At 60.7% G+C, this 4,861-nt stretch carries 4 protein-coding genes; all 4 read right to left on the reverse strand.

The window, feature by feature from the left end:
• Nucleotides 1–103: 103 nt before the first annotated feature.
• The gene (locus BFW87_RS22865; RefSeq protein WP_078741984.1) at nt 104–1,708 is read right to left on the reverse strand and encodes an ABC transporter ATP-binding protein; all 1,605 of its coding nucleotides are present in this window, start codon (nt 1,706–1,708) and stop codon (nt 104–106) included.
• A 1-nt stretch (nt 1,709) separates the two neighbouring features.
• Entirely contained in the window at nt 1,710–2,729 is a 1,020-nt protein-coding gene (locus BFW87_RS22870; protein WP_078741985.1) for an ABC transporter permease, read from the reverse strand.
• A gap of 1 nt (nt 2,730) precedes the next feature.
• Nucleotides 2,731–3,804 (reverse strand): microcin C ABC transporter permease YejB, encoded by a 1,074-nt coding sequence (locus BFW87_RS22875; protein ID WP_078741986.1) that lies wholly within the window; start codon nt 3,802–3,804, stop codon nt 2,731–2,733.
• On the reverse strand, nt 3,805–4,861 hold a 1,057-nt coding region (locus tag BFW87_RS22880), incomplete at its 5' end, for an extracellular solute-binding protein (protein WP_139372475.1).

Here is a 4,861-nt window from a genome sequence, read left to right on the forward strand (position 1 = left end):
AACCCATTTCAGCCGTTACCGCAACAATGGATATGTACCCCGAAAAAACGCCATCGCAGGCAAGCCAGCTCCCACCTGTTTGACCGCGTGTGTTCAGTGAAACCTACCCCACCGGCACCAAAAACGCCGCCTCCAACAACTGCCGCGTATAAGCATGCTGCGGATCAGCAAAGATCGCCGCCGCATCCCCCTGTTCCACCACCTGCCCATGCTTGACCACCATCAACTGGTGACTCAGCGCCTTCACCACCGCCAAATCATGGCTGATAAACAGATACGTCAGGTTGTACTTGGCCTGCAACCCACGCAGCAACTCCACCACCTGACGCTGCACCGTGCGGTCCAGCGCCGAGGTCGGTTCGTCGAGCAATATCAGGCGCGGTTTGAGCACCAGCGCACGGGCGATGGCGATACGCTGCCGCTGGCCACCAGAAAATTCGTGGGGGTAGCGATGCCGTGAATCCGGGTCCAGGCCGACTTCCCTGAGCGCCGCAATAATCGCCGCCTCCTGCTCGGCTGGCGTGCCCATCTTGTGAATGCGCAGGCCTTCGCCGACGATCTCGCTGACACACATGCGCGGGCTCAAAGAGCCGAAGGGGTCCTGGAACACCACCTGCATTTCCCGGCGCAACGGGCGCACCTGTTGCTGGGTCAGTTTGTCCAACTGCTGGCCTTCGAAACGGATGCCGCCCTGACTGCCGATGAGGCGCAAAATCGCCAAACCCAGGGTGGATTTTCCCGAGCCACTTTCACCGACGATGCCCAGGGTTTGCCCTTGAGGCAGGCTGAAGTTGATGCCGTCCACCGCCTTGACGTAATCAACAGTGTTACGCAAAAAGCCTTTCTTGATCGGGAACCAGACCTTCAGGTTGTCGACTTCCAGCAGCGGCGCCCCGACTGCATTGGTCGCCGGCCCACCGCTCGGTTCTGCCGCCAGCAGTTCCTGGGTGTAAGGGTGCTGCGGCGCCTGGAACAGCGTCTCGCACTCCGCCTGTTCAACGATGCAACCTTTCTGCATCACACATACACGGTGGGCGATACGCCGCACCAGGTTCAGGTCATGGCTGATCAGCAGCAACGCCATGCCCAAGCGCGCCTGCAACTCCTTGAGCAACTCAAGGATCTTCAGCTGCACCGTCACGTCGAGGGCGGTGGTCGGCTCATCTGCGATCAGCAACTCCGGCTCGTTGGCCAACGCCATGGCGATCATCACGCGCTGGCGCTGGCCGCCGGACAACTCGTGAGGCAGGGCCTTGAGGCGTTTGTGCGGCTCGGGGATGCCCACCAGTTCGAGCAATTCCAGCGTGCGTTGCGTGGCCACTTTGCCGGTAAGGCCTTTGTGCAAACCCAGCACTTCGTTGATCTGCTTCTCGATGGAGTGCAGCGGGTTCAACGAGGTCATCGGCTCCTGAAAAATCATCGCAATGCGGTTGCCGCGAATATGCCGGATGGTTTTTTCTTTGAGGGTCAGCAGGTCCTGGCCGGAGTAGTGGATGGTGCCGGACGGATGGCGCGCGAGCGGGTAGGGCAGCAGGCGCAGGATCGAGTGAGCCGTTACCGATTTGCCCGAGCCGCTTTCGCCGACCAGCGCCAGGGTCTCGCCGCGTTTGATATCGAAGCTCACGTTGTTGACCACGCGGTGGTGGTTGTCGCCGGTGACGAACTCGACGCTGAGGTCGCGGACTTCGATCAGATTGTCCTGATTCATCTCATTTCCTCGGGTCGAAGGCATCGCGAGCGGACTCGCCGATAAACACCAGCAAACTCAACATGATCGCCAGCACCGCAAAGGCGCTCATCCCCAGCCACGGCGCTTGCAGGTTGGATTTGCCCTGGGCGACCAGTTCACCCAAGGATGGCGAACCTGCCGGCAGGCCGAAGCCGAGGAAGTCGAGCGCCGTCAGCGTGCCGATGGCGCCGGTCAGAATGAACGGCATAAAGGTCATGGTCGAGACCATGGCGTTGGGCAGGATGTGGCGGAACATGATCGCGCCGTTCTGCATGCCCAGCGCCCGTGCCGCGCGCACGTATTCGAGGTTGCGCCCGCGCAGGAACTCGGCGCGCACCACGTCCACCAGGCTCATCCAGGAAAACAGCAGCATGATCCCCAGCAACCACCAGAAGTTGGGCTGCACAAAGCTGGCGAGGATGATCAGCAGGTAGAGCACCGGCAAGCCGGACCAGATCTCCAGGAAACGCTGCCCGGCCAGATCCACCCAGCCGCCATAGAAGCCCTGCAAGGCGCCGGCGATCACGCCGATGATCGAACTGAGCACGGTCAGCGTCAGCGCGAACAGCACTGACACACGAAAGCCATAGATCACGCGCGCCAGTACATCGCGGCCCTGGTCGTCGGTGCCCAGCAGGTTGACGCTCGAAGGCGGGGCCGGTGCGGGGACTTTCAGGTCGTAATTGATGCTCTGGTAGCTGAACGGGATCGGCGCCCACAAGGTCCAGGCGTCTTTGGCTTTGAGCAGCTCCTGGATGTACGGGCTTTTGTAGTTGGCTTCCAGCGGGAATTCGCCGCCGAAGGTGGTCTCCGGGTAGCGTTTGAGCGCCGGGAAATACCAGCCACCGTCGAAATGCACGGCCAGCGGTTTGTCGTTGGCGATCAGCTCGGCGCCGAGGCTGAGCACGAACAGGATCATGAACAGCCACAGTGACCACCAGCCACGCTTGTTGGCCTTGAACCGCTCGAACCGGCGGCGATTGAGGGGGGACAGGTTCATCTCAATGCTCCCGGCTGGCGAAGTCGATACGCGGATCGACCAGGGTGTAGGTGAGGTCGCCGATCAGCTTCACCACCAACCCCAGCAGGGTGAAGATGAAGAGGGTGCCGAACACCACCGGGTAATCGCGGTTGATCGCCGCTTCAAAGCTCATCAGGCCCAGGCCGTCGAGGGAGAAAATCACTTCCACCAGCAGGGAACCGGTGAAGAAAATCCCGATAAACGCCGAGGGGAAACCGGCGATTACCAGCAGCATCGCGTTGCGGAACACGTGGCCGTAGAGCACGCGGTGGTTGGTCAGGCCCTTGGCCTTGGCGGTGACCACGTACTGTTTGTTGATCTCGTCGAGAAAGCTGTTCTTGGTCAGCAGCGTCATGGTTGCGAAGTTGCCGATCACCAGTGCGGTCACGGGCAGGGCCAGGTGCCAGAAGTAATCGAGGATCTTGCCGCCCCAGCTCAGCTCTTCAAAGTTGTTGGAGGTCAGCCCGCGCAAGGGGAACCAGTCCAGATAACTGCCGCCGGCAAACACCACGATCAGCAGGATCGCAAACAGGAACGCAGGGATTGCATAGCCGACGATGATCGCCGAGCTGGTCCACACGTCGAAGTGGCTGCCGTGTCGCGTGGCCTTGGCGATGCCCAAGGGAATCGACACCAGGTACATGATCAGCGTGCTCCATAACCCGAGGGAGATGGACACCGGCATCTTTTCCTTGATCAGGTCGATAACCTTGGCATCGCGGAAGAAGCTGTCGCCGAAATCCAGCCGGGCGTAGTTCTTGACCATGATCCACAAGCGTTCCGGCGCCGATTTGTCGAAGCCGTACATCTTCTCGATTTCCTTGACCAGCGCCGGGTCCAGGCCCTGGGCGCCACGGTAGCTGGAACCGGCCACCGAAACCTCGGCACCGCCGCCGGCAATGCGGCTGGTGGCGCCTTCAAAGCCCTCAAGCTTGGCGATCATCTGTTCCACCGGCCCCCCGGGGGCGGCCTGGATGATGATGAAGTTGATCAGCAGAATCCCGAACAGCGTGGGGATGATCAGCAGCAGTCGGCGAAAGATATAGGCCAGCATTTAATCGCCTCCGCTCGCCGGATCGGCGCTTGTGTCTAGGGTTACTGCCGGTTTCACGTCTGGTTTGGCCCACCAGGTCGCGATGCCGACGTCATAGCGCGGCGGGACCTTGGGGTGGCCCAAGTGGTCCCAGTACGCCACGCGGAAGGTCTTGATGTGCCAGTTGGGAATCACGTAGTAGCCAAACTGCAATACGCGGTCCAGGGCCTTGGCGTGGGCGACCAGGCTTTTGCGCGAGTCGGCGTCGATCAGCTCTTCGACAAGCTGGTCGATCGCCGGGTCTTTCAAGCCAATGTAATTGCGACTGCCCGGTTTGTCGGCGCTGGAGGACTTCCAGAATTCACGCTGCTCGTTACCCGGCGACGTGGACTGCGGGAAGCTGCCGACCACCATGTCGAAATCCCGCGAACGCACGCGGGTGATGTACTGGGACACGTCGACGCGGCGGATCACCAGGTCTATGCCCAAGTCGGCCAGGTTGCGCTTGAAGGGCAGCAGTACCCGTTCAAACTCGGTTTGGGCCAGCAGAAACTCGATGGTCACCGGTTTGCCGGTGGTGTCGACCATTTTGTCATCGACGATCTTCCAGCCGGCGGCCTGCAGCAACTGGTAAGCCTCGCGCTGCTGGGTGCGGATCATGCCGCTGCCGTCGGTTTTGGCGGGTTCGAAAGACTGGGTGAAGACTTCGGCAGGGATTCTGTCGCGCAGCGGTTCAAGGATCGCCAGCTCATCCGGGCCGGGCAGGCCGGTGGCGGCCATTTCCGAGTTTTCGAAGTAACTGCGGGTGCGCGTGTAGGCACCGTTGAACAGTTGCTTGTTGCTCCACTCGAAATCCAGCAGCAGGCTGATGGCCTTGCGCACCCGCACATCCTGAAACATCGGTTTGCGCGTATTGAACACAAAACCTTGCATGCCGGTGGGATTGCCGTTGGGGATTTCTTCTTTGATCAACCGGCCCTGGGTGACGGCCGGAATGTTGTATGCGTTGGCCCAGTTTCTGGCGCTGAATTCCAGCCAGTAATCGAATTGCCCGGCTTTCAAGGCTCCAAGGGACACG

The sequence above is a fragment of the Pseudomonas fluorescens genome, assembly GCF_002022275.1.
GTDB lineage: Bacteria > Pseudomonadota > Gammaproteobacteria > Pseudomonadales > Pseudomonadaceae > Aquipseudomonas > Aquipseudomonas fluorescens_AJ.